Source organism: Streptomyces adelaidensis (assembly GCF_016598475.1).
Taxonomy (GTDB): domain Bacteria; phylum Actinomycetota; class Actinomycetes; order Streptomycetales; family Streptomycetaceae; genus Streptomyces; species Streptomyces adelaidensis.
In genome coordinates this window covers 1-957 of sequence record NZ_JAEMUX010000262.1, presented here as the reverse complement: position 1 = coordinate 957, position 957 = coordinate 1, and the positions used below count along the sequence as shown (strand labels likewise).

At 70.5% G+C, this 957-nt stretch carries 2 protein-coding genes; both read right to left on the bottom strand.

What is annotated here, in order from left to right; all coding sequences use genetic code 11:
* Positions 1 to 238 (bottom strand): hypothetical protein (locus tag I8N67_RS41720; protein ID WP_200309595.1); only part of this gene is annotated, 238 nt, incomplete at its 3' end.
* 107 nt (positions 239 to 345) lie between these two features.
* Positions 346 to 633: a DUF5955 family protein gene (locus I8N67_RS41715; protein ID WP_307835535.1), complete on the bottom strand. Its 288-nt coding sequence runs from the start codon at positions 631 to 633 to the stop codon at positions 346 to 348.
* Between the last annotated feature and the right edge of the window lie 324 nt (positions 634 to 957).

The window sequence follows — 957 nt, the reverse complement described above, 5'->3', positions numbered from 1 at the left end:
AGTCATCGCGCGCCTTGCTCGCGTACCGGCTGGCCGACCGGTCGTTGTCGACGTAGGGCGCGCCCTCGATGACGATGCCGTGCCGTGCTGTCGTCCTCGCGTTGTCGTCGTGTTGCTCCGTGACGGAGCGCTGCCGCCCGGAGGTGTCCACAGACACGCGCAGGTACTCACGGCCCGTGAGCGCGTCCAGGGCGACGGATGCGGTGGTCAGGGTGGCGTTTCCGCTGTTGAAAGGCATGCCGACAACATGTGGTGCCCTACCCACCCTTTGCAAGGCGCACGGGGGCACGGCCCCTGGGGGATGGGACGGGTAGGGGCGGCGGGGGCGGGAAACACCCCACACCTTCACCGCCGCGGCGGCTCCCCGAACAACTCCACCGCCGTACGCACCTGCGCCAGCCCCCGAGCCAACGCACTCACAGACCCGATCGACCCCGCGATCAGAAGCAGCGAACGCCGCAGGCGAGGCACCTCAGGCATCCCACTGACAACCATGGCCGCGAGCGCCGCCAACTCATCCTCCGCGATCCCCCGGTCAGGGAACTCCGCCGGATGCGCGGCGAGTTCCCGCCGCAGCCGGGACACGGCTGAGCGCAACTCCGCCACTCTCAGGTCCTCGTCTCTGCCGGTCACTGGCCTCTGCCCCAAGCTCCGCAGCACAGCTCTCCCCCTCCTCGCCCACACCCTTGTGCGCGAGTCATGGCCGTACGCCGTCGCACGGCCCACCACCCCGCGGCATCGGTCGCGCGCCGGGAGCGGCGCGGGCCAGTAAACGCCAATCGGTGTGGCGGGCGCCACTGCGAGGACCGAAATTCAGTCCACGGGAATCACACGGCCCGTCCGCGTTCACGGGCGCGCCCGCGCCGGGTCGGGTATGCAGGGGACATGACGCACCACAAAGGCCAGGACACCGGCCGGAACACCGGTCGGGACACCGGTCGGGACACCGGTCGGGAC